Source organism: Bacteroidetes bacterium SB0662_bin_6 (assembly GCA_009839485.1).
GTDB lineage: Bacteria > Bacteroidota > Rhodothermia > Rhodothermales > VXPQ01 > VXPQ01.
This window is the reverse complement of record VXPQ01000032.1, coordinates 212768-236632: the sequence shown is the minus strand read 5'-3', so window position 1 is coordinate 236632 and position 23865 is coordinate 212768. Positions and strand designations below refer to the sequence as shown.

At 59.8% G+C, this 23865-nt stretch carries 23 protein-coding genes and 2 tRNA genes; 7 read left to right on the top strand and 18 right to left on the bottom strand.

Annotation, left to right across the window (positions count from 1 at the left end; all coding sequences use genetic code 11):
* Positions 1-135 precede the first annotated feature (135 nt).
* Positions 136-1788 (top strand): sulfatase-like hydrolase/transferase, encoded by a 1653-nt coding sequence (locus F4Y00_05860; protein ID MYE04479.1) that lies wholly within the window; start codon positions 136-138, stop codon positions 1786-1788.
* Positions 1789-1847: 59 nt separating this feature from the next.
* Here the strand turns inward: F4Y00_05860 and F4Y00_05855 are convergent, their stop codons facing one another.
* Positions 1848-3176, bottom strand: coding sequence for a Gfo/Idh/MocA family oxidoreductase (locus tag F4Y00_05855; GenBank protein MYE04478.1), 1329 nt, complete (start codon positions 3174-3176; stop codon positions 1848-1850).
* A 238-nt stretch (positions 3177-3414) separates the two neighbouring features.
* Between F4Y00_05855 and F4Y00_05850 the strand changes: the two genes are divergently transcribed.
* Genes F4Y00_05850 through F4Y00_05840 form a run of 3 tightly spaced genes read left to right on the top strand, consistent with a single transcriptional unit; the run spans position 3415 to position 6433 of the window.
* Positions 3415-4659 (top strand): FtsX-like permease family protein, encoded by a 1245-nt coding sequence (locus F4Y00_05850; GenBank protein ID MYE04477.1) that lies wholly within the window; start codon positions 3415-3417, stop codon positions 4657-4659.
* 23 nt (positions 4660-4682) lie between these two features.
* Positions 4683-5906, top strand: a complete 1224-nt coding sequence (locus F4Y00_05845; GenBank protein ID MYE04476.1) for an FtsX-like permease family protein — start codon at positions 4683-4685, stop codon at positions 5904-5906.
* Positions 5906-6433 carry a hypothetical protein gene (locus tag F4Y00_05840; protein ID MYE04475.1) on the top strand — a complete coding sequence of 176 codons (528 nt, stop codon included), beginning with the start codon at positions 5906-5908 and terminating at the stop codon, positions 6431-6433. Before F4Y00_05845 ends, F4Y00_05840 begins: the two co-directional genes overlap by 1 nt.
* A gap of 161 nt (positions 6434-6594) precedes the next feature.
* On the opposite strand, the gene F4Y00_05835 is transcribed toward F4Y00_05840, so the two are convergent.
* From F4Y00_05835 to F4Y00_05755, 17 genes are all read right to left on the bottom strand, one after another.
* Positions 6595-7335, bottom strand: a complete 741-nt coding sequence (locus F4Y00_05835) for an ABC transporter ATP-binding protein (protein MYE04474.1) — start codon at positions 7333-7335, stop codon at positions 6595-6597.
* A gap of 60 nt (positions 7336-7395) precedes the next feature.
* A complete protein-coding gene (locus F4Y00_05830; GenBank protein ID MYE04473.1) occupies positions 7396-8799 on the bottom strand; it encodes an efflux RND transporter periplasmic adaptor subunit in 1404 nt (467 codons plus the stop codon).
* 59 nt (positions 8800-8858) lie between these two features.
* Positions 8859-10250, bottom strand: a complete 1392-nt coding sequence (locus F4Y00_05825; protein ID MYE04472.1) for a TolC family protein — start codon at positions 10248-10250, stop codon at positions 8859-8861.
* Between the two features lie 185 nt (positions 10251-10435).
* Positions 10436-10522: transfer RNA gene (locus F4Y00_05820), tRNA-Ser, on the bottom strand.
* Positions 10523-10627: 105 nt separating this feature from the next.
* Positions 10628-11341: an aquaporin family protein gene (locus tag F4Y00_05815; protein MYE04471.1), complete on the bottom strand. Its 714-nt coding sequence runs from the start codon at positions 11339-11341 to the stop codon at positions 10628-10630.
* A 97-nt stretch (positions 11342-11438) separates the two neighbouring features.
* On the bottom strand, positions 11439-12941 hold the full coding sequence (gene glpK / locus F4Y00_05810) for a glycerol kinase GlpK (protein MYE04470.1): 1503 nt from the start codon (positions 12939-12941) through the stop codon (positions 11439-11441).
* A 35-nt stretch (positions 12942-12976) separates the two neighbouring features.
* Positions 12977-13064 (bottom strand) — tRNA-Ser (locus F4Y00_05805).
* 103 nt (positions 13065-13167) lie between these two features.
* On the bottom strand, positions 13168-14091 hold the full coding sequence (atpG, locus tag F4Y00_05800) for an ATP synthase F1 subunit gamma (GenBank protein MYE04469.1): 924 nt from the start codon (positions 14089-14091) through the stop codon (positions 13168-13170).
* A 20-nt stretch (positions 14092-14111) separates the two neighbouring features.
* Positions 14112-15701: a F0F1 ATP synthase subunit alpha gene (locus tag F4Y00_05795; protein ID MYE04468.1), complete on the bottom strand. Its 1590-nt coding sequence runs from the start codon at positions 15699-15701 to the stop codon at positions 14112-14114.
* A gap of 99 nt (positions 15702-15800) precedes the next feature.
* Positions 15801-16346: an ATP synthase F1 subunit delta gene (atpH, locus tag F4Y00_05790; GenBank protein MYE04467.1), complete on the bottom strand. Its 546-nt coding sequence runs from the start codon at positions 16344-16346 to the stop codon at positions 15801-15803.
* An 86-nt stretch (positions 16347-16432) separates the two neighbouring features.
* The gene (atpF, locus tag F4Y00_05785) at positions 16433-16942 is read right to left on the bottom strand and encodes a F0F1 ATP synthase subunit B (protein MYE04466.1); all 510 of its coding nucleotides are present in this window, start codon (positions 16940-16942) and stop codon (positions 16433-16435) included.
* Positions 16943-17036: 94 nt separating this feature from the next.
* Positions 17037-17264, bottom strand: coding sequence for an ATP synthase F0 subunit C (atpE, locus tag F4Y00_05780; GenBank protein MYE04465.1), 228 nt, complete (start codon positions 17262-17264; stop codon positions 17037-17039).
* 91 nt (positions 17265-17355) lie between these two features.
* Positions 17356-18483: a F0F1 ATP synthase subunit A gene (atpB, locus tag F4Y00_05775; protein ID MYE04464.1), complete on the bottom strand. Its 1128-nt coding sequence runs from the start codon at positions 18481-18483 to the stop codon at positions 17356-17358.
* Between the two features lie 37 nt (positions 18484-18520).
* Complete coding sequence (locus F4Y00_05770) at positions 18521-18817, bottom strand: hypothetical protein (protein MYE04463.1); 297 nt, start codon at positions 18815-18817, stop codon at positions 18521-18523.
* A gap of 132 nt (positions 18818-18949) precedes the next feature.
* Complete coding sequence (locus F4Y00_05765; protein MYE04462.1) at positions 18950-19213, bottom strand: AtpZ/AtpI family protein; 264 nt, start codon at positions 19211-19213, stop codon at positions 18950-18952.
* Between the two features lie 18 nt (positions 19214-19231).
* Positions 19232-19645 (bottom strand): polymer-forming cytoskeletal protein, encoded by a 414-nt coding sequence (locus tag F4Y00_05760; protein ID MYE04461.1) that lies wholly within the window; start codon positions 19643-19645, stop codon positions 19232-19234.
* 118 nt (positions 19646-19763) lie between these two features.
* Positions 19764-20546 carry a peptidoglycan DD-metalloendopeptidase family protein gene (locus tag F4Y00_05755; GenBank protein ID MYE04460.1) on the bottom strand — a complete coding sequence of 261 codons (783 nt, stop codon included), beginning with the start codon at positions 20544-20546 and terminating at the stop codon, positions 19764-19766.
* 287 nt (positions 20547-20833) lie between these two features.
* On the opposite strand from F4Y00_05755, the gene F4Y00_05750 reads away from it, so the two are divergent.
* From F4Y00_05750 to queG, 3 genes are all read left to right on the top strand, one after another.
* The gene (locus F4Y00_05750) at positions 20834-21088 is read left to right on the top strand and encodes a 30S ribosomal protein S20 (protein MYE04459.1); all 255 of its coding nucleotides are present in this window, start codon (positions 20834-20836) and stop codon (positions 21086-21088) included.
* Positions 21089-21159: 71 nt separating this feature from the next.
* Positions 21160-22770 (top strand): PKD domain-containing protein, encoded by a 1611-nt coding sequence (locus F4Y00_05745; GenBank protein ID MYE04458.1) that lies wholly within the window; start codon positions 21160-21162, stop codon positions 22768-22770.
* A gap of 123 nt (positions 22771-22893) precedes the next feature.
* On the top strand, positions 22894-23862 hold the full coding sequence (gene queG / locus F4Y00_05740) for a tRNA epoxyqueuosine(34) reductase QueG (GenBank protein ID MYE04457.1): 969 nt from the start codon (positions 22894-22896) through the stop codon (positions 23860-23862).
* Positions 23863-23865 lie beyond the last annotated feature (3 nt).

Below are 23865 nucleotides of genomic sequence, written 5' to 3'. Positions count from 1 at the left end.
CATGCCCCGAAAATCCACGCCGCACAAAGGCGGCAGGCGCAGCAGATCATGAACCGTTCCGGCATCCGCTATCTTTGTCTATATTCCATCTCCATTGCGTTATTGCAAATGCTTTTCAACCATCAGAACGTTGCTATGAGAATACCGTTCGCCGTTGCGTTTCTTTGTTTGCCCTTGCTTGCCGTGCCGTCTGCCGTTGCGCAGGACCGGCCCAACATCGTCTGGATTTCCGCCGAAGACGTCAGTTTACGGTTCGGCGCCTACGGCGACGCCGCGGCGAACACGCCCCATCTCGACCGTCTTGCTTCCGAGGGGATCCGTTACCTGCAGGCCTTCACTACCGCCGGCGTGTGTGCGCCGAGCCGGGCGGCTATCATCACGGGCATGCACCAGAACGGTTGGGGAGGGCATCATATGCGCACGACGCACGATGCGCCGGGCATTCCCACGCCGTATCATGCCACGCCTCCTCCGTACGTGAAGGCCTTCACGGAATATCTCCGGGCCGCCGGGTACTTCACGACGAACGATGTCAAAACCGACTACCAGATCGGCAACCCCGTCACGATCTGGGACGAGCACAAGCGGGGGGCGCACTGGCGCAGCCCGCTTCGGAAGGAAGGCCAGCCGTTCTTTTCCGTGTTCAATTTCGGGATTACCCATGAGAGTCAAAGCTGGGTGACTCCGGACGAGGAAACGACCACGGATCCGAATACGCTCGAATTGCCTCCCTATTATCCGGACACGCCGGAAGTGCGGCGGCAGTTGGCCAAACAGTATGACAACATCGCCCGCCTCGATGCGCAGGCCGGCGAAATTCTGCGCCAACTGGAAGAGGATGGTCTTGCCGACAATACGGTGGTCTTTTTCTGGGGCGATCACGGCGACGGCCTGCCCCGCGCCAAGCGCTGGCTCTACGATTCCGGCATACATGTCCCGCTCATCGTGCGGATGCCCGGGCAGCAGGAGCCCGGTTCGGCCAGTGAACGGCTTGTCAGTCTGGTCGATCTGGGACCCACCGTGTTGTCTCTCGCCGGCGTGCCCATTCCCGCACACATGGATGGCATGGCTTTTCTCGGAGATGCGGAGGCCCCGCCGCGCGAATATATCTACGCCGCCCGGGACCGCATCGACATGGTCTACGACATGGTCCGGGCCGCCCGCGACAAGCAATACAAGTACATTCGCAATTTTCATCCGGAAAAGCCGTACGTACAATTCGTTCCGTACCGCAATCGCTCGTCCATCATTCAGGAGATATTCCGCCTGAATATCGCCAGCGAACTCGACGACGTGCAACAACTGTGGCTACGCGATAGCCGTCCTCCGGAGGAGCTCTACGATGTGCAGGCCGACCCGCATGAGGTCAACAATCTGGCAGACGATCCTGCGCTTCGCGATGTATTGCACCGGATGCGCAACGAACTGGATGACTGGATGCTCGACATCGACGAGAAAGGGCATCTGTCCGAAGATCAGATGGTCCGGCAGATGTGGATGGGCGAGGAGCAGCCCGTTACGGCCACGCCGCTCATCCTGAGACGAAACGATACCGACAGGGAGTTGGAGGCGGAGCAGGAGGGCCCGGTCGAGATTATCATGGAGGCCGGCACGGACGGTGCGTCCATTGCCTGGACCACCGACGAGGGCGAGGAAGTGCACTGGAAGCTCTATGCCCGTCCGATTCGCCTCGAACCGGGAACGACCACCACGATCCGGGCCAAAGCGATCCGCTACGGTTACGCCGAAAGCCCCGAAACCATGGCCACAATTACCGTGAAGCCATAGCGCACGGCACGGCCCGCAGGGCTATGCCCGTATGCGCGGCCGAGCTGTCATCCTTACGCTCAGACCGTGGGTTCCCAACCGGGTTCGTAGTCCCGCGCCCAGAGTTCCATGGCCTCGGGATTGCCGGTAATATGCCCGTTGCCCGGATCGCAGTGCAGCGTTTGGCCGACTTTCTGCGCAATGTTCGCAAGGTGACACAGCAGGACGCTCTTGTGTCCTTCGTCGATGGGGGTATGCAGCGGACGCCCCTCGCGAATGGCTTCGAGAAAGTTGGCTATGTGCCGGTCTGTCTGACCTCCGCCGCCGGTCGTGTCCATGGTGGACTCCATCTCTTTTTCCTTGACCTCCTTCACGACGGCATTTTCTTCGTCGTAGATCACGTACCCGTTCCTGTCCATCAATATCGTTCCTTCGGTGCCGTGCACCAACGTGCCCCGTCCCCGGTCGAGCACAGGAAAGCCGTTGCAGCTTCTGCCTTCCCAGGTGATCGTTTTCCCCTCCTCGAAATCGTACGACACGTCCTGCGTATCGTAAAACTCCCAGTCGTCGTCGAAGTGGTACCGCCCGCCGCTCGAATTGACGCGAACGGGAAAATCCACGCCCAGCGCCCACCGGGCCACGTCGATTTCATGTGTGCCGTTGTTGCATACCTCGCCGGTGCCCCAGTGCCAGAACCAGTGCCAGTTGTAATGCACCACATTGTCGCGGTACGGCGTACGCGGCGCCGGGCCCTGCCACAATTCGTAATCCAGCCAGCGGGGAATCGACGCAACCTTGCCGCGCCCGATGGACCCCCGCGTATTGGCGTACCAGGCGCGCGCAAAGTACGGTCGCCCTATCCCGCCATCATGGATTATTTGAATCGCCTCGATGGTTGCCGGGCCAGAGCGCTGCTGTGTCCCCATCTGCACGAGCCCGCCGTATCGCTCCTGCGCGGCGACGAGTAGTTCCCCTTCCCGCGGGTTGTGCCCGCACGGCTTCTCGACGTATACATGCTTGCCGGCCTGCAAAGCGAGGATCGTGGCGGGGGCATGCCAATGATCGGGCGCGGCAATGACGAGCACATCCACGTCCGGATCTTCCAGGGCGCGCCGGAAATCAGGCATGCCCTCCACCATTTCGTCCTGCATTCTTTCCACATCTCTCGATACTTTTCTGGTCGCGCGGGCGTCTACGTCGCAAATGTATCGGATGCTGGTATTGTGCTGCTGGGCGAAGGAGTTTGCAAGGCCGCCGCCCCGGCTGTTCACGCCCATTACGGCGACCCGGATCGCATCGCTGGGCGCGCCGGATGCAAACGCACGAATCGTTGCCGGCGCCAGGCCAAGGGCTGCGCTTCCCAGCGCCGATGTCCTGATGAAATTTCGTCTGTTCATCGAATTGTTCATGAGTGGCACCCAAAATATTTGGCAAAAAATGGGGGGCGAAGAACGCAAATTAAAACATTACGGACAGCCGTGCCGTACAGGATGGCGCGCCCGAAGTTGTAATAACGCCGGGGACGTATCTTTTTACTCCCAATCACGTATACGTTTCGGGTGTCTATATGCACATCGTCCGTTTGGGCAGTTTGGCAGCCCGCCGTTTTTCCACGTCTGACCCTGCATCGTTCCCGTGGTCAAAAAACTGAATTTCCTGCTGTACGAGCTTCTCGAAGCGCTCCGGACTGCTTTACGCGCCATCGCTTCGCACAAAATGCGGTCGGCCCTGACGATGGTCGGCATTGTGATCGGGATCACCTCGGTGACCTCGATGGTCACCGTCATCAACGGCATCGAGCAGTTTTTCGAGAACACCCTTTCCGAATTGGGAACGGATGTGGTGTATATCGAAAAATGGCCATGGACAGGCGGTCCGAACACCAAATGGTGGGAATACATGAATCGTCCGCAGATCAAGCCGGAACTTGCGGAGGTCATTTCGGAGCGCGCCCGGCTCATTACCGCCGCCGCCCCGGTCGTGTCCACGTCCAGACCGGTCACCTACGGCGGGAATTCCATCGCTCCCGTGTCGATTCAGGGGTCCACGGGCGAGTATGAGCGCGTACATGTCGTGGAACTTGCTTCGGGTCGGTTCTATTCGGAAATGGACAACCGGACGGCGCGTCGTGTGGCCGTTATTGGCGCCAATGTAGCGGAAACATTGTTTCCCGTGGAGAATCCGATCGGCAAACCCATCCGTATTGCAGGACACCAGTTTCAGGTGATCGGCGTGATGGAGAAAAAAGGCCAGGGCGCCGAAGGGCCGCAATCCGTAGACCAGCAGGCGCGCATTCCCTTGCAGGCGTTTGCCAATGCCTTCGGCTTGCGCTACAGGGACATTTCGGTGCAGGCGAGGCTTGCCCCGGAAGCCGATCTGGATCAGGCCAAGGATGAATTGACCGGCATCGTTCGCGTGGCGCGCTCCGTCGACGCCGGCGAAGACGACAATTTCGAGATCAACGAACAGGAAGAACTGCGCGCCCAGTTGGCCCCGGTCAAGCGCATGATTTACGGCGTCGGCATTTTCCTCACGGCGCTGGCGCTCCTTGTGGGCGGCATCGGCGTGATGAATATCATGTTCGTCTCGGTCAAGGAGCGTACGAAGGAAATCGGGCTCCGCAAGGCGGTCGGCGCGCGCCGCCGCACGATCCTGATCCAGTTCCTGATCGAGGCGGTCGCCATCTGTCTTGTAGGAGGGCTTATCGGCGTTGCATTCGCCACCCTGTGCGCCCAGATTATCAGTCTTGCCCTGTCGTTGCCGACCCTGCTGCCGCTTGGAACGATCTTTCTCGCTTTCGTGATCTGTACGCTCGTAGGACTCATTTTCGGATTGGCACCGGCTTGGGCGGGCGCCAAATCGGACCCCATCGAATCGCTCCGCTACGAATAATCCGAACGATCCACGCCCTGCTCATGGAACTGCGGGACATCATAGCCTCTGCCTGGACCTCCTTGCGCACCAACAAGATGCGCACCATGCTGACCTTGCTCGGCATGGTGATCGGCGTATTCGCCATCATTGTATCGATTACGGCGGTGAAAGTGATCGACGTGTATTTCGAGGAAAAGATGTCTTTCCTCGGGACATCCACCTTCACGATCTCCCGTTACGAAAGCTTTACGGTCAGCGAGCGGGACTTCCGGTATCGCCCGAGAATTACGATGGAACAGATCGACCGGCTCAAGCGGTCGCTGGATGAATATCTGGTGGTCAGTTCTATCGAGGATTTCGACATGGACGCCGTCCGTTACGCCGCCCGCGAAACGGAACCCAATGTAGCCATTCTGGGCACCGACGAGAATTTTGTAGGCAACTTCAGCTACACGATCGAATACGGGCGCAACTTTACGCCCGAAGATATCCAGTACGGCAGGAAGGTGGTGATTCTCGGGGCGAGTGTGGCCGAAGAATTGTTCGCAAGCGAAAATCCTCTTGCCAAGGTGGTCGAATTCGGCGGCGCGCGCTATCAGGTGATCGGCGTGCTGGAGCCCAAGGGCAATTTCCTGGGGTTCAACATGGATAATCGGGTGTTCGCGCCGATGCAGACGCTCTTTCTCCGATACGGCGGCGCCCATCGTAATATCGCCTCGACCAGTGTGCGCACGCCGGGCCCGCAGTTCATCACCGCCGGCATGGAAGAGGTGATCGGTCGTCTGCGAACCATTCGCAAAGTGCCCCCCGGCGAAGACAACGATTTCGTCGTCGAAACGAACGACTCCATGCGGGCCATTTTCGATCAGTTTACCACGGTGCTCACCCAGGCCGGCGCCGCCATCGGGCTTATTTCTCTTCTTGCTGCCGGCATCGGCATCATGAATATCATGCTCGTTTCGGTTACGGAACGAACGCGTGAGATCGGTATCCGCAAAGCGCTCGGCGCCCGCAGGAGAGACATTATGCGGCAATTCATTCTGGAGGCCATTTTCCTGTGCCAGATCGGGGGAGGCGCCGGTTTTCTTCTCGGCGTGCTGGCTGGTAACGGCACGGCGCTGTATTTTAACATCTCCGCCACGATTCCCTGGGTCTGGGCCGGCGTGACCGTAGCCATCGTAGCCTGCGTGGCCCTCGTGTTCGGCGGCTACCCGGCTCTCAAGGCGGCCCGGCTGAATCCCATTGATTCGCTTCGCTACGAATAATGACGTCGCCGTGCGCTGCAAGGCGCATTCGTATTTCTGCGTTTCTGCTCTTCCTGCTTCCGGGCTTTCTGCTCGGTGGTTGCAGTACGGAATCGGTTTCGGTGGAAGAGCCGATTCCGGAGCCGTTGCATTTTGCGGCCATCGGCTATGGCCAGTACGGGTCCCTCGTAGACACCCTGGAAATCGTGATCCGGGATCAGGAAACCTGGGCAGTCTGGCAGGATTCGCTTCGCCCCGTGGAGCCTTTCCTGTCCGTGGATTTTTCCCAGGCGATGGTGCTTCTCATAGCCCTGCCGCAAATCACGAGCGGCTACGGTGTCACGTTCCTGTCTCTTGACCGGATGGATTCGGAAATTGTCGCCGAGTACCTCGTGGAAATTCCCGCAGAAGATTGTCTGACGGCCGCTGCCCTGACGGTGCCGTTCCAGGCCGTATTGACGCTCCCGACCGATTTGCCGATACGCTTCAAGCGTGTGGAGGAAGAGTACCGCTGTACGTTCGGGCCTCGACGACGCGGCGCTTCGTAAGTCGATTCGCCGGGACTGTCCGAAGCCTGGCGAGATGCGTTCGCCCCGACAGTTTGCAGGAAAAGGTAACGGGAAAAGTCGGTCTGGAACGCCGCACACAGGGCTGCCTGTCCGGCAGCGGAAACACATTTTTTCCTGATCGTGGCGAAAGAAATAGCAGGTCAGGCGGCCGCCAGATCGGCAACGGCAACGGAAGCCAGTAGGGGGTTGTCCACCTGTACGTCGCTATCCACTTCTCCATCGACCAGACGAACAATCCGGCGCGCATGTTGCGCCACGTCGTTTTCGTGCGTCACGACGAGCAACGTATTCCCCTGCCGGTAGAGTTGCTCGAACAGGTACATGATTTCCTTGCCCGTTTTCGTGTCAAGGTTACCTGTCGGCTCGTCGGCCAGAATGATCGAGGGTTTGTTGACCAGGGCTCTCGCCACGGCTACACGCTGCCGCTGCCCCCCCGACAGTTCATTCGGTTTGTGGTCCACGCGGTCGGCCAACCCAACGCTTTCCAGCGCATACTCCGCCATCTGGCGCCGCTCCCGGCGCCGGATACCACTGTATACCAGCGGCAATTCCACGTTGTGCATGCAATCGGCCCGCGCAAGCAGGTTGAATGTCTGGAACACGAACCCGATTTCGCGATTGCGCACATTGGCCAGTTCGTTATCGCTCATCTCACTGACGCGCTGCCCATTGAGGTAGTAGGCGCCGCCCGTCGGCGAATCCAGACATCCTACGATATTCATCAACGTGGATTTTCCTGACCCGGAAGCGCCCATGATCGCTATGTATTCGTTCTCGAATACATCCAGCGATATGCCGGCAAGGGCATGCACTTCATGTTCGCCCATGTAGTAAATCCGGGTGATGTCGCGCAGCGCTATGAGCGGTCGTTTTTCTTCCATGGGGCTGGTTTTCTCTATGTATGCGCCGGGGGGTGCGTCCTGGTCGGGCCGGAAGCAAGGCTACGAACCGGCTCTGGAGAAATCGGGCGTATCGTCCTCCCGGATACGTATCTGATCCCTGTGGTTCAGCGTGCGGCTGACGGCGCTGTACGGACCCGTAACGACCTGGTCGCCGACCGCGAGTCCCGTGGCCACCTCGATGTGCGTGTCATCGGATATGCCTGTTTCTACTTCGACGATCCGGGCTGTACCGTCCACTACGACGAACACCACCCTGCTTAATTCTTCCTTCGCTGGGCCGATCCGGGAAGAATCCGAAGCGGCCTCTCCTCCATTCTCTTCCTCCGTTTCCGCATCGCCGTTGGCGTCCTCCAGGGATATATTGGATAAATCGCGTACGGTCACGGCCTGAATCGGGACGGCGACCACATCGACGACCGTTTCCGTAAAGACATCGACGGTAGCGCTCATGCCGGGCCGGAAAAGCGGCGCATCGCTGACGGGAGCAGGCACTTCGTCCTGTGCAATCACACGCTGTTCGCCGGAATACCCTGCCTGGATGTTGTGGGCGTCCAGGATGCGCACCTTGACCGGAAATTCGGTGACCTGCTCCTGCGTTCCGGCTGCGGTCGTGCGCGCGGAGTTGGCGATTTCGGTTACGACGCCCCGAAAATTGCGGTTGGGGTATGCATCGACTTCGATGGACGCGGTGTCGCCCAGCGCCACATTGACGATCTCGTTCTCGTTCACCTCGACTTCGACTTCCATATGATCGAGGCGGGCCACCCGCATCATTTCGGTACCGGCCATCTGGCTGGTCCCGACAACGCGTTCGCCGAGTTCCACCAGGAGTGTACTGATCGTGCCCGACATGGGACTGTAGATGGCTGTTTTGCGAACCTGCTCTTCGGCTTCTCGCAGGCGCGCTTCCGCGCTTTCGACCGCATATTTGGCGCCCTCCAGCCCGGCTTCGGCCACATCGTACCGTGTTTCCGCCTGTTCGAGGATGCTCCTGGCGATTGCGGCGCGTTCAAACAAATCCCGCTGGCGCGTGCGGTCCGATTCGGCTTCCAGCAGATCGGCCTCGCGTTGGGCCATGGAGGCCTTGGCCTGCAATACGCCCGCCCGCGCCTGCTCGACCTGCGTAGCGTAAAAGTCGGGTTTTATCCGGGCAAGGAGCATGCCCCGTTGCACGGTGTCGCCTTCCTTGATAGGAAGTTCGATGATCTCGCCGGAGACATCCGGACTGATGATCACTTCCACCTCGGGCTGCACCTTGCCGGAAGCCGTGACGATCTGCGTAATGCTGCGGGTTTCGGCCTCGTCCGTTTCGACGAACGTCCCGGAATTTCCCGAACCGAACATTCCCGTGACGCGCCCCACGACGGCGAACGCCACAAGCAGGATCAGCAATCCGCCCAGTATCCACAAAAGGCGTTTCGTAGCGCTGGATTTTTTCGACATGTCTCTGAACAGTGGAAGGTGTTTGAAAAAGTGCGTTTACCGGGCGCCCTGGTACGAAATCAGTCGAACAACGGCGTCGAAAGGTCCAGACGGCCTACAAAGAAGTCGACCAGTTTGCTCTGGAACAGGAAATTGTACTGCGCCTGCACCCGGTTGCTTACGGCGGTGACATACTGGGCCCGCGCCTGCGAGAGTTCCACAAGCGTACCGGCGCCTACGTTGTACCGGTTCTGTGAGGCTTCAAGCGCCCGTTCGGCGGCAAGCACCTGGGTTTCGGACACTTCGAGGCTCTTCCGGGCCGCTTCGTATTCAAGATACCCCTGTCTTACCTGCAAGGCTGCGTTTTGCCTCAGGCTTTCCATTTCCAGCATGGCGTTCCGGTATTGCACTTCGGCCTGCTGAACCTGGGTCCCGCGGGAAAAATTGTTGAAAAGGGGATAACTGATGCTGAAACCGAGTGAGTTGCCCCGGTTGCCTTCGAGCTGATTCGCGAAGGACCTGTCCATGGGGTCGTTCGGCGAGTAATTCGAACGGTAACTGCCGCCAAAATCCACTCGCGGCCAGTACACGGATTTTGCAAGGCGTATGCCCTGCTGCGCCGCACGGATGCGCGCTTCCTGCGCCGCCAGATCGTCGCGGGATGCGAACGCGATATCGAAGAGTTCCTGCAGGTCGTAATCCTGGGGAACGACGGGTATGTCTTCGTACCGCGGCGCCACGAACTCGTACTCGTCCCGCGGGTCGAGTTGCAGGGCCTGAATAAGCCGGGCCTTGCTGAGTTCCGCATCCCGCTCGGCGGTAAGCACATCCAGTTCGGCTTGCGCCGTGGCCGCCTGCTGCTGGTACAGGTCGGAGATGGGCCGCGACCCGACGTTGACGAATTCCTCGATCTGGGTCAGGAGTTGACGCTGGGATTCCAGATTCTCCTGCTGGATAACGACTAACTGGCCTCCGTTTACATAGAAGAGAAAATTGTTGGCCACATCGAACGCCACGGTTTGCCGGGTCTGATCATACGCGAGCTGACTGGCATGCAGGGTGTGTTGCGATTGCCGGAGCGACGCTATATTCGCAAATCCGTCGAACAGGTTGATTTGCCCCGAAACCGATCCGTTCAGGTTCTGGCTCGTGAACTGGATATTGCGTCCCGCCTGGTCCTGCGCAAACCCGGATCCCCGTGATCCGCTCGTGGACATCGAGAAAGAGGGCAGAAAATCCATCCGCCGCTGAAACACATCCCGCGCGCTCAGTTCGATGTTGTTTCCGGACTGTTGTACCTGGACATTCCGGTCGAGCGCAATCCGGAGGGCCTCGTCGAAGGTGATGACGCGGGCCTCTTGCGCATGGGCGTGGCGTACCCCGCCCGGCGCAAGCAGAAACATACCCGACGCAAGCAGGAGAGCGAAAAGCAGCATCCGGCGAGAACGACCGGCATGGTTCACCATATACATGATTTCTGTCCCGGACTGAATTTCGGGATGTTCCGTATGAGGATGTTTCTGTGTTCCCGGGGCGGAATCGCAGTGCAAAACGCCGGGCCTAACGTGTCGTTACGGAAATTAAGCTCCGGTGTTGCAGTCGCCGCTGTGGAAAAAAGATACGCGCTCCGGAAACCGGCGCGCGGCGGCAAGGAACGCGGAGGGGGAGGGATTCGAACCCCCGGTACCCGCGAGGGTACGCCGGTTTTCAAGACCGGTGCATTCGTCCGCTCTGCCACCCCTCCCGGGAGCCGTTCGATCATTTCCCGGCAAACCAATACATTACAAGTTGCCGTTCCCTCCGGTTCCTGAGCAGGCGGCAGCGCCGGGAGTGGATGATGTGCGCGGGCCTATGCGCTCAGTACGCCATAGGCCAGGGCAGCGAGTGCGGCGCCTGCAAACGGACCGATTACCGGGATCCATGCATAGCCCCAGTCGCTGTCCCGCTTGCCTTTTCCGAGAGGAAGGAGGGCATGCATGATGCGCGGGCTCAGGTCACGGGCCGGGTTGATCGCGTATCCGGTCGTTCCGCCGAGGGACAGGCCAATGGCCAGCACAAGCAGTCCCACCGGCAGGGCGTCCAGGGCGCCCAGACCCACTTCAGGCGCCGCAATATACAGTACGCCGAAAACGAGCACGAACGTGCCGATGACCTCGGAAATGAAATTCGCTCCGGTGCTCCGGATTTCCGGGGCGGTGCAGAAAACGCCCAGCTTCAGGTCTCCGTCTTCGGTATTCAAAAAATGCGGGCGGTAATGCAGCCAGGTCAGGAAGGCGCCCAGCGCACCGCCGATAAATTGCGCGATCAGGTAGGAAGGCACTGCCGCCCAGGCGAATTTGCCGGCTATGGCCAGGCCAAGGGTTACCGCGGGGTTGATATGTGCGCCGGAAAAGGCGGCGACGCAGAATACGGCCGCAAACACGGCCATACCCCACCCGAAGGTGATGACGATCCAGCCGGAGCTCTGGCCCTTGGTTCCTTTGAGCAGGACGTTCGCTACGACGCCGTCGCCCAGCAGAATCAGCAAGGCGGTTCCGATGATTTCTGCAAAAAAGGGGGTCATGGACGCAAGGGGGGATGGTGTGCGGAAGCGAAGCGCTGATCGAAGCGGTTTTGATCAGAATATCCTAAAGTACAGACGGGAGAGCAGAAAGGCATCCTCAGGAAGAGGTTTCCCAGCCTGCGGCGCGTTCGAGAGCGCGCCGCCATTGCCCGAGCAGGCCTTCGGCAAGGTCACGTTCCATGGCGGGTTCGAAACGTCGATCCACCTGCCATTGCGTGGAAATTTCCTCCTGGTCCGCCCAGAATCCCACCGCAAGACCGGCGAGATAGGCGGCCCCCAGCGCGGTCGTTTCGGCGATGCGGGGGCGTACCGCGGGGACGCCCAGCAGGTCGGCCTGGAATTGCATGAGCAGATTATTGGCCGTGGCCCCGCCGTCGACGCGCAGTTCGGTAAGGCGCAGCGCCGCGTCCGCTTCCATTGCCCGGATCAGGTCCGCCGTCTGGAAGGCGATGCTTTCCAGCGCGGCGCGGGCGATGTGTCCGGCGGTAGCGCCGCGCGTCAATCCCGTGATGGTTCCGCGTGCATACGGATCCCAGTGCGGGGCGCCCAGTCCGGTGAATGCCGGCACGAAATACACGCCTCCGTTGTCGGGCACGGAACGCGCGAGGTCTTCCACATCCGACGAAGCCTGGATGATGCCAAGGCCGTCCCGCAGCCACTGTACGACGGCGCCCGCGATGAACACGCTGCCCTCCAGCGCATACTGAGTCCGGTCGCCGATCCGCCAGGCAATGGTGGTGAGGAGATTGTTGTTCGATTGCACCGCTTCCTCGCCCGTCTGCATCAAGAGGAAGCACCCGGTGCCGTACGTATTCTTGACCATGCCCGGCGTGGTGCATACCTGCCCGAAAAGGGCCGCCTGCTGATCCCCGGCGATGCCCGCGATGGGGACGTTCGGCATGAACGTGTCCTCCGAGGTTTTTGCATACTCCTCGCTCGACGAGCGGACCTCCGGCAACACGCTGCGCGGCACGCCGAAGATGTCCAGCAGTTCGTCGTCCCACTCGTTCGTATGGATATTATAGAGCAGGGTCCGCGAGGCGTTCGTGGCGTCGGTGACATGCACGCGGCCCGAGGTCATGTTCCAGATCAACCAGGAATCCACGGTGCCGAAGGCCAGCTCGCCCCGCTCCGCCCGTTCCCGGGCGCCCTCCACGTTATCGAGCATCCAGCGGACTTTGGTGCCGGAGAAGTAGGCGTCGAGGACCAGGCCGGTCCGGGAGCGGATAAAGTCGGCGCGTCCGGCTTCCCGCAGCCGGTCGCACATGCCTGCGGTGCGGCGGTCCTGCCATACGATGGCATTGTGGATCGGCTTGCCGGTGCGGCGGTCCCAGACAACGGTCGTTTCCCGCTGGTTCGTAATGCCGATGGCGGCCACGTCGGAGGCGGAAAGGTTCGCTTCCGCCAGCACTTCGGCGGCTACGCCTGCCTGGGAAGACCATATCTCTTCCGGGTCGTGCTCGACCCAGCCGGGCTGCGGGAAGATCTGCCGGAACTCGCGTTGCGCAACGCCCCGGATGGCGCCGCTATGGTCGAAAAGGATGGCCCGAGAGCTGGTTGTGCCCTGGTCGAGGGCGAGAATATATCCTGGGTTGGGCATGGGGAGGGGTATACATTATGTATTGAAATCCTATGCGGAGAGGGTGGGATTCGAACCCACGATACGGGGTCGCCGTATACTCCCTTAGCAGGGGAGCGCCTTCAGCCGCTCGGCCACCTCTCCCGTTGCGCTTGCGGGACGCATCCCGGCGCACGTTTCGTTTGCATTTCAGGATCCCTGCTAACGCCGGAAGAATTGCGAGGTTCGATGCCCTGCGATGCGGATTCTATCCGGCTTCCAGGGCGTTGGCTCCCGAAACGATCTCGATGATCTCCGTGGTGATCGCGGATTGGCGCGCCCGGTTGTACTTCAGCTTCAGGTTGCGCAGGAACTCTTCCGCATTGGAGGTCGCATTGTCCATGGCCACCATGCGGGCGCCCTGTTCCGCCGCATTCGATTCGAGCAGCACGCGCCATACCTGGTAGTGCAGGTATCTCGGCAACAACTCGTGCAGGACGGATTCCGCTTCCGGCTCGAAGATGGAATCGCCGGCGGTGCGGTCGCTGTCCGCCTGAGCGTCTCCTTTGCCTCGGGCCTCCATGATCGGCGTCAGGAACTGCTTCTTCGGGATCGGCAGAAACGGTTCGACGACCCGGTTCTGGGCGATGGTGTTCCGGAATTCGTTGTAAACGATCTTCACCTCGTCCCAGGAACCGTTCAGATACCCGTCCACGGCCTGTTCGACGATTTTCCGGGCCGTGTCCACCTCGATCCGGTCGAAGATCCCGCGAAAATCGCCGACCATCTTATATCCCCTGCGGGTGAAATGGTCATGCCCTTTCCGGCCCGCGGCCAGCACATGCAGGTTGCCGGCCTTGCGTACGGCTTCGTATGCCGCCATCGCCTGTTCCGCTTCCTTGACGATATTGGCGTTGAAGGCGCCCGCCAGACCGCGGTCGGCCGTCACGACGATAAACAGGATGCTCCGGGTCTCTTCGCGCTCCTGCAGCAACGGGTGTTCCGTGGCGTCGAGCTGCTCCTTGAGGCGGCTGATGACCGCCCCCAGCCGGTATGCATACGGGCGCGTGCTGAATATGCGTTCCTGCGCGCGCCGCAGTTTGGCGGCCGCCACCATCTTCATGGCGCGCGTCACCTGCTGCGTATTGCGGATCGACTCGATCCGGTTTCGTATGTCCCGGAGATTGGCCATGAATCAAATCAGTCCGTGCGCTACGCCCGGAAAAGGTCCGCCAGATCGCTCGCCACGCTGGAGAGCACCTCCCGGTGTTCATCCGTAAGCTCGCCCGTTTCGCGGATGGCGTCGAGCAGGTCCTTGTGCTGTATCTGCAACTTGCCGATGAATTCGGTTTCCAGTTCACGCAGGCGGTGTACCGGCACCGCGTCCAGCAATCCCTGCGTCGCCACGAATATTACGGCCACCTGTTCTTCCACCGGAACGGGCGCATACTGGCCCTGCTTCAGAATTTCGACGAGGCGTTCCCCGCGAAGCAACTGGCGCTGGGTGGCCGGATCCAGGTCGGACCCGAATTTGGCGAAGGCCTGCAATTCGCGGTACTGCGCGAGGTCGATGCGCAGCGTGCCCGCGACCTTTTTCATCGCCTTGATTTGCGCGTTGCCGCCCACGCGGGATACGGAAATCCCGACATCGATGGCCGGACGCACCCCCGCGTTGAAAAGGTTCGTTTCCAGATAGATCTGGCCGTCCGTGATGGAAATCACATTCGTTGGGATATAGGCGGCCACGTCCCCGGCCTGCGTTTCGATGACGGGCAGGGCGGTCAGAGAGCCGCCTCCTTCCACCTTTCCTTGCAGCGATTCGGGGACATCGTTCATCTGGACTGCGACCGTCTTCGTTTCGTTGATCTTGGCGGCCCGTTCCAGCAAGCGGCTGTGCAGGTAAAACACGTCGCCCGGATACGCCTCGCGCCCCGGCGGGCGGCGCAGCAGCAACGACAGTTCCCGATAGGCGACCGCCTGCTTGGAAAGATCGTCGTATACCACGAGGGAATGCCGGCCCGTATCCCGGAAATACTCCCCGATGCAGGCCCCGGCGTACGGGGCGATGAACTGCAGCGGAGCCGGCGAAGAAGCAGGCGCATTCACAATGACAGTATAGGCCATGGCGTCGTGCTCTTCGAGCGCCCGCATCACATGGGCCACGGTGGACGCTTTTTGCCCGCAGGCCACGTAGATGCAAAAAACCGGCTTGTCGGTGTCCTGGGTCGATTTCTGATTGATGATCGTGTCGATCAGTACGGCGGTCTTGCCGGTCTGCCGGTCCCCGATGACGAGTTCCCGTTGCCCTCGCCCGATGGGGATCATCGAATCGATGGCCTTGACGCCCGTCTGGAGCGGCTCGTTCACTGGCTGCCTGTAGATGACGCCCGGGGCCTTGCGCTCCAGCGGCATTTCGAAGGGTTCGCCCGCAATGGGGCCGCGCCCGTCTATCGGGTTGCCGAGCGGATCGATCACGCGCCCCAGCATGCCTTCGGAGACGTTGATCGACGCGATGCGGCGGGTCCGGCGCGCTTCGTCGCCCTCCCTGACCGAATCGACTTCGCCGAACAGCACGACCCCGATGTTGTCCTCCTCGAGGTTGAGCACCATGCCGGTGGTTCCGCTCGCCGGAAACGTGATCAACTCTCCGGCCTGTACATTCGAAAGTCCGTAAAGCCGCGCGATGCCGTCCCCTGTTTGCAGGACGGTCCCGACTTCGTAGACATCGGTCCCCGTTTCCAGATCGCCGAACGCGCTCTTCAGAACCGAGGTCACTTCATCTGGTCGAATTGACGTGGTCATAATGTTTCTGACGTGGTCATAATGTTTCTATCGTCACTGGTTACGCATGCGCATGCTCGTCAAGCGATGTCCGGCCGTTCCCTCAAGGCGTGCACGCCGTTAATTCATGGAAAGAGGCCGGAGGGTCACCCGGTCGCGGAGCGCCTCAAGCTGGTGGCGCACGCTCCGGTCGTACACCGTGTCCCCGATGCGGACGACCAACCCGCCGATCAGTCCGGCGTCCTTCCGGACATTCAGCCGGATCTTCTTGCCGGTCAATTGCTCGAGCGCTTCCGTGAGTCCGGCGCGTTCCTCTTCACTGAATTCCGAAGCGACGCGGGCTTCGGCCTCCACGATGCCGAGGCGTTCGTCATGCAGGCTCCGCCATGCCTGTGCAATCCGGACAAACAGGCTTTCGCGTTGTCTGCCGACAAGCATGTCGAGAAACCGCAGCGTTAGATCGTCCAGGCGCGTTTCGAACAGTGCGCGTACGACGGCATGTTTTTTCTCGCGGGCAACGATCGGATTCCGAAAAAGCTGCTCCAGCGCTTCCGACTCCTCCAGGGTCGCCCGGACCAACGCGAGGTCTGCGTCGACGCGTTCGACCTTCGAGGCGCGCTCGGCTTCCTCGTACAGCGCACGTGCGTATCTGCGGGCTACTACCATGGTCCGTTCGCTTCGAGGGTGGGCAGGAGGAGGGTGCGATTTCCGGAAAGGGGCATGAAAAAGCTCCGAGGCATTCGGGGCGCCGGTCAATTTTTGGGAAGCTGCTCGATAAAGCGATCGACCAGTTTGCGCTGCCTGGGCGAGTCAAGTGTCTCTTCGAGAATCTGCTCGGCGGTGTGAATAGCAAGGCCGGCCACTTCATCCCGCAGTTCATCCAGCGCGCGTTGCTTCTCCCGCTCGATTTCGGCTTGCGCCTGTTCCTGCATCTGCCGGATTCTGGCCCGCGTCTTTTCCAGTTCGTCGGTGCGCACCCGCTCGGCCGCCGCGCGGGCATCTTGCATAACGCGTCGGGCGTTCTCTTCCGCCGCGCGCCGGGCCTCTTCGTTTTTCTCCCCGGTCTTCCGGGCTTCTTCGAGCGCATGCTCGGCCTTCCTGATCGACGTGTCAATGGTTTCTTCGCGTTCGCTCAATGCGCTCACGATGGGTTTCCACGCGAACTTGCCAAGCACGAACAGCAACAGTGCGAACACGAGGACCTTGTAGAAGATCAGTCCCACATTCGGCTCGAGAAGACTCTGGGCTAAGATGATATCCATGGCCAAATCGATGGTGGATTATTCCCTGACGTCCCAGGGATGTCGTCCGGATGCGCCGCAGGAGCGGCGGCAATCCGGCGCCGGGAATGAGAGCTCACTTGAAGGAGAGCAGCAGGCAGATGATCATGCCGAAAAGCGCAACGCCCTCGAGGAGCGCCGCGGCGATGATCATGGTCAGCCGTATATGGCCGGCGACCTCAGGCTGCCGCGCCGAGCCTTCCATTGCAGGACCGGCAATGTGACCCAGCCCGATGCCGGCCCCGATTGCGACAAGTCCGGCTCCGATGCCGGCGGCCAGATAAGCTAATGCAGTAGCGTCCATAGCGTCCATGGTAATTCTCCGTGTATTGGATCAGGTGATTCGAAAAAAGAGGTTCGGATGGTGAGGTTGTCCGGCAAATCCCTTGCCGCATTTACCCGGCAAGGGCCGGCTGTTCCTCGGCATGCGTTTCGTCTTCGTGATGCTCCTCTACGGCCATGCCGAAGAAAATCGCCGACAGCAGCGTGAACACAAAAGCGTGTATGAACGCCACGGCGATCTTGATGAACGAAATGAACAACGTGAACGCGACCCCGACGGGGGCCACCACGGTAGCCGTAAGGCTGCCGAACAGCACGTTGATCGTGAAAATGATGCCGATCAGGCTCAGGATGAGCAGGGAACCGGACATCATGTTGGCGAAGAGCCGCAGCGCCAGCGCAAAATGCTTGGCGAACAGGCTGACCAACTCGATCGGCGCGAGCAGACACTTGACGGGCAAGGGTACGCCCGGCGGCCAGAACATATGCTTCCAGTATGCCCTGGACCCTCGCCGCTGCCCTACGACGAACGAGAACGCGGCCAGCGTGAGGGTCACCGAAATATTGGATGTCGCGGCCCCTGCATAGGGCACGAGGCCCATCAGGTTACAGCACAGGATGAACATGAATGCCGTAAGCAGAAACGGCAGGAATTGCCGGTATTTGGGACCGATGCATGGCTGAGCAATTTCATCGCGTACGAAGACGACAAGGGCTTCGAACATGTTCTGGAAGATGCCCCTCGGTGCGGAAACGCGGTCTTCAGGGCGCCGGTAGCGCCGGGCCAGCGTGACGAAGATGGCGACCGTAATCAGAGCGGCCAGCAGGCCGAACACAAGATGGCGCGTGATGGACAGGTCCAGCACCATGCTTCCCAGGACCGGTTGCGGCTTGGCGTAGAGGTGCTCGTGGTGCTCGATGGCGGCGTGGAGGGCTTCGCCGTGCAGGACTTCCGCATGTCCGTCTTCTTCATGCTCGATCACGTACCGTTCCGACAGCAGCGCGGAGCGGGTGGACGAAAACACATCCAGCCCCCAGGGGTCTTTCCGCAGGAAAATGCGCGGGAGTTCGACCGTGCCGAACGGGGCGAAATCAAGATATACGCCGTCTGCCGTGTGAGCGACGGCATCCATTTCTCCTCCCTCGTCGGCGGCATACGCCGGGGGGGGCGCAAGGAACGCACATCCTGCCAGAAGAAGCAGGATAACCCGGAAGCAGCGTATGTTTTCGTGCAGCGCCATATCGTGCGATAAGAAGGCCTTTTTTCGCAGGCCGGAACTACGACGTCGGGGGTTGCTTCCTGTGGAAAAACCGGATTTCGATCGCGAGTCCTATGAGGAACGTCGCGAAAAACCCTGCCAGCAAGCCTGTCGGGGCCACGGGCAGCCATCGCAAGGCGATGACCAGCAGGCCCAGGGTGACCACAACGCGGACCAGCATGGCGCCTATGACGACAGCCATTGGATTACGGGTGCTTTGCAGTGCGATGCGATTCGATAAAAAGCTTATCAGCACGTATGACACGCCCAGCAGGCAACCAAGTCCGATACCGAGTCCCAATCCTTCCGTTTCCATTGGCGCGGAACGATTTTCCCGAGAACGCGGGGAAATCCCGACCAGGAAATATGCCCTTTTTTCTCAAACGCCTAATGTACAGCAAAAGAGCCTGGGAAAAAGCCAATATGCAATGAATTCAGAGTCGGCCTTTCAGGCCTGCGGCGGGCGCTTCTTTTCCCGGGATTCGCTTTTCTTCACCCCGCGCACCAGTTGGATGCACATCGAGATCAACCCGAGGCACAGTCCTGCAAGCACGAACCATGGCGTCGTGTCGAGCCATCGATCCAGCAGGACGCCGATCACTATCCAGATTACAAGGGTCAGCGCCGGTTCCAGCGCCAGAGAGAGATGCGACCCGGCTTCTCTGAAATGGCTGCGGGGATCGCCGGAATCGTTGCCGTTTGGAACAGGCATGGACGGTTTCCGGGCGGATTATTCGTGGGCAGGCTCGGAATTGCCGGTTCCTTCCGGCGATGCCGGAATTTCGCTGGTATCAATGATCCGGTCCCCCGTACGGCATTCTCCATTGAATATGGCGCCTTCTTCCACCATGAGGCGGCCGAGCTGGATGTTGGCGTCCACGATGGCCGTTCTCTTCAGCAGGAGGTTGCCGGACACGTTGATGGAGCCCTTGATGCGCCCGGCAATGTCGAGCGAGGCCGCTTTGACGTTGCCTTCGATATAACCGCTTTCCGGGACCACCAGTTTGCCGGCGGTTTCCACGGATCCTTTGACGCATCCGCTGATGCGCATGTCACTGGACGATATGAGGGTGCCTTCGAAGGTCGTCCCTTCGCTGATGATGCTCACCTTTGGGGGAGCGGCGCCGTTTGACTGCCTGGCCATTGTAGTATGTCTCTGAGTATGTCTCTTTGTTTACGGCCTGATTTTCCGGCGCACGATGCGCTGGACGGTATGGCCGTTGCACAACCCTGCACGGGAGCGAATGGCCTCCATGGTCGGTCTATATACCCACAAGATACGCACTGGGATCTTGTGCCAGACCATTATGCCAGAGTTCAAAGTGCAAATGGGGACCTGTCGTGAATTCGCCGGAGTTTCCGCTTACCGCGATGTTGTCCCGGGCCTGTACGCGGTCTCCCATGCGCTTGTAAAGATGCCGATTGTGTTTGTAGACCGAAAGATAGCCGTCCGAATGCTGAATCGCGATGGTGAAACCTCCTTCCTGGGTCCAGTCCGCCATCACCACATATCCGTCCCCGATCGACCGTATGTCCGTTCCTTCTTCCACAGCAATGTCTATCCCGTAATGCCCTGTGCTTGCATTGAAGCCGCGCGTTACGAAGCCGTCCACGGGAGTTAATGTCGGCCATACGATGCTGGGAAACCGTACAGGGCCGGTGTTCGCCATGCGCGCCGGGATATCGTTGTTTTCCGTAAGCAGGTCTATCGTGATGGCCGGTTGCTGGTGATCGGTCCAGTTCGATGATAACTCGCCAGGGGCCGGAGCGGCATAGTCCTCCCTCGGCAAAGATGTTTCCGACGCTACGGGGTCTTCCGTGTCCGGATCGATCTGCCCGAGAAAGACCTGTCGGAGCCGGGTCATATACTCTTCCTGCGCCGCAAGAGAGTCCTGCAATGCATTGATGCGCAGTGCGTTCAATCTGGCGTTCTGGCGTATTTCCGCTGGTCCATACTCCGGAAGCAACCTGTTCAGGGGGGACAGTAACAACAGGGCAAGCAGGGATACGGAAAGGACGAGCACACCCCCGGAAAGCACCAGCAGTATACGGCGGGGAACGATCCGGTATTGCCGGGCCGGCTTGCCGGTGCCTTCACGTATTACCACAAAGGTCGATATCCCCTTGCCCCTTCTGAAAAATTCCTGCAGAAACGAAAACATTACCGAAACGCTCTCTCCGGCGTTATGAGGTTAAAAACTATGGAACCCGGTGGCAGTCAGAACTTATAACGCCCGTTTTACGAACGTTTTTCAGGGTTTGCCGTGTCATCCGGCAGATACCTGATCGGCAGATACGCTGCCGAACGAAATCCAAACAGTGCAGAACCAATATGCCTCAGCACAAGTCAGCCGCCAAGCGGGTCCGTCAGGATAGCGAACGCCGTGAACGCAATCGGGTTCACCGCGGCGCCATGCGGGCCATGATACGCAAACTGCGCGGAACCACCGACAAGGAGGAAGGACAGGCCCTGCTTTCTCAGGTAAAACATACGCTGGATCGGCTGGCCTCCAAGGGCATTATTCACAAAAACAAGGCCGCCAATTCCAAGAGCAAACTGGAGAAGTACGTAAACGGGCTCGAATAGGCGGACAGACACTGGGGTGTTGCTCTGTTTTTTGCCCGGAAACCACTTGTTTTCGGGCCTCCTTCGCTTCCATGCGAAAGTTGCGCATTTTCGCAATTCGTTTCGTACATTATCCGCGAACTATCCCGACCTTATCCGCTATGCCTTTGACGACGACTATGCCTGTTTCGTGGCAGAACATTTGCTCCGCCTTACTGGTCGGAGTGTTTTCACTCCTCCTCATACCGGATGTACACGCGCAGAACTACAGGGCGGACGGCACCTTTTTCGTCAAGCCTCGGGTGGGTCTGGGGTGGCATCTGGGTGACACCGAAAAGTCTCCCTTCAATTTCAATCTGGACAGTTGGGATTCCGAATGCTGCGGCACGCCGTATGCGGGCGCGATTGAGTTCGGATGGCAGTTTGACCAGAACGCCAGCCTGGCTCTGGCGCTCCAGCGTAGCAATCATCCGCTTTCGCTCGTGTATACCCCGGAAGCTCCCGGGAATGGCAGCGGCGTCACCGGCGGCGGATACACCAGCTTCCAGGCGCTGTACCGTTATGGCGGGTCGTCGCGCATCGCGCCGTTCCTGACGGCCGGAGCGCATGTCACGGGGGCAAGCGTGGCGAGCACCACGTACGGCCCGACTCTGGGCTTCGGTGTTGATTTCGTCGTCAGCGATCGTGCGTCGATTGTCATCGAAAACATTTCCAACCTGGCGTTCCCGGATGACGGGTTTGACAATACGGACGGAGGAAGTGACGGCTTTCTTGCCTTCGAGGTAGTGAGTGCTCTTTCCGTAGGGGTCAGAATCAGCCTTGAAAGTGCATTCACGCCTGTCGAGATTCTTGGATCGAGTTGCCCGAGTGTTCTCGGCGCGAACGAAGCAGGTTCCTTTACCGTCGATACGAACCCCGAGGCCACGCAGCCTGTGAATATAAATTGGGATTTCGGAGACGGCGGCATGGCTGCCGGCATGGCCGCCACGCATAGTTTCGCGTCTGGCGGCATGTACGATGTGACGGTTACCGTCGACAATGGCCGTGACGCGGTGTCGGCGATGTGTTCCGTTCAGGTCGTGGAAGCCCCGACCATCGTAGCCATCGATGCAAGCGATACGCATTTCGAAGTATGTCAGCCTCAGGAGGTTGCATTCACCGTTCGTGCGGAGAGCGATGGGTCTACGACCTATAGCTGGGACTTCGGCGACGGAAGCACGGGAACGGGCGCGGAAGTGTCGCACACCTATACCGAGGGCGGCACCTACACGGTGACGGCGACGGTAGAAAACGAAGGCGGCACGGACACAGAGTCGATTACGCTGACCGCGTTGCCGTGTCTCGCCGCCATATGCTACGACATCACGGAGATGAACGCGGCCTACTTCGACCGGAATTCAAGCATGTTGACCGAGGAAGCGAGCGCGGCGCTTGCGGAAAACTCCGATATCTTCGGACAGTGTCCCAATCTCTGTGGAGAAGTCGTTGGCTACGCCGCCCCGGGTGAGCGCGATGCGCAGCAACTTTCCGAGGAGCGTGCTCGCATCGTCGAGCAGTTCTACACTGAAAACGGTTTGGCCGCAAGTCGCTTCCAGACGGAAGGGCGCGGCCTGTTGCCGGGCACGACCAAGAAGGAAGGGGCGCAGCAAGCGCGCCGCGTGGACACGATACCTGGTGTTTGCGTCGGGTATTACGACGAGTAACCAATACCCCGGAGGCGAATTATCGCAAGACGCTGCCGGAAAAGCGGGTCCGCCGATCAGGCGGGCCCGCTTTTTTTATGACACCACCTGCCCCTCTGCGTATCTGACTCCTTTTCCTGCATCATGTCGACGGAACGCCATATCAACCCCGAAGCGCTGAGTCGTGCGCTCAAGGCGCGTGCCCGTGATCTGGGATTTGACGCTTGTGGTATTGCAAAGGCCGAACGACTGGATGAGGACTCGGAGCGGCTGGAGCGATGGCTTCTGGGGGGACGCCATGCCGGCATGGAATGGATGACGAATCATTTCGAAAAACGCGTCGATCCGTGTCGCCTGATAGAGGGGGCGCGCAGCGTGGTTTCCGTTCTCCATAATTACTACTATCCGGTGGATCCGCCTGCTCATAAGACCGCCGGTAAAATCAGCCGGTATGCCTGGGGGGAAGATTATCACCGTGTCATGAAGGAAAAGCTGTATGCGCTTTTCGAATGGCTCGGCAGGGAAGCGGGGGGTATCGAAGGGCGCGCTTTTGTCGATTCTGCGCCGGTGCTTGAAAAAGCCTGGGCACAGCGCAGCGGATTGGGTTGGATAGGTAAGCACACCAATCTCATCAACCGGTCTCTCGGATCCTGGTTTTTCATCGGGGAACTCATCGTAGACACTCCATTGGCCTACGATAGCCCGGCGGAGGATTATTGCGGCTCGTGCACGCGATGCATCGATGCCTGCCCCACGGACGCCATCTATCGTCCGTATGCCGTGGACGCCAACCGGTGCATTTCCTACTGGACCATCGAACATCGCGGAGACGATGTTCCGGCATCGCTCCAGCCCGGATTCGAAAACTGGATATTCGGATGCGATATATGCCAGGAAGTATGTCCCTGGAACAAGTTCAAGAAGCCCTCGAATGAGGAGCGCTACGCACCTCGTCCGGGCATTACCGATACGGAACTGGTTGCATGGGAAGAAATCGACCTCGAAGAATTTCGGAGGCGTTTCAGAAGAAGTCCCGTCCGGCGCAGCAAGTTCGACGGTTTCAAGAGGAATGTGCGCATTGCCCGCCGGAATGTGCACGAAAGCGCCGGATGATGC